Annotated in this window: 1 pseudogene; it reads right to left on the bottom strand. The window is 46.1% G+C overall.

Features of this window, described 5'->3' with window-relative positions:
• Positions 1-345, bottom strand: a pseudogene (locus tag A3712_RS14995) (acetate--CoA ligase family protein); the annotation flags it as partial.

Raw genomic sequence — 345 nt, 5'->3', positions numbered from 1 at the left:
GGACCAATTGGTGAGAATATTGAATCGCTTGTGGCGAGGATGCTTTTTAATCGCGTCGATGATGCGCTCTGCGGTTTGAGCAGAATGTGCGATGGCTGAAGGACTATGCATGATCAAAATGGCATCCGCTTCATCACCATCGAGCAGTGTGTTGATAGTATCGATATAACGCTGATCACCCGCATCACCAACAATATCGATTGGATTGCTATGTGACCAGCTTGAAGGTAACACCTTATTAAGTTTTTCGAGCGTCTCTTCCGATAATTCAGCGAGTTTACCTCCACGTTCGTATAACGTATCAACAGCCATAATCGCAGGACCACCACCATTCGTGACAATCGC

The sequence above is a fragment of the Vibrio sp. HI00D65 genome, assembly GCF_001635455.1.
GTDB lineage: Bacteria > Pseudomonadota > Gammaproteobacteria > Enterobacterales > Vibrionaceae > Vibrio.
The sequence above is the reverse complement of the archived record's forward strand: the minus strand, read 5'-3'. Positions and strand labels throughout refer to the sequence as shown.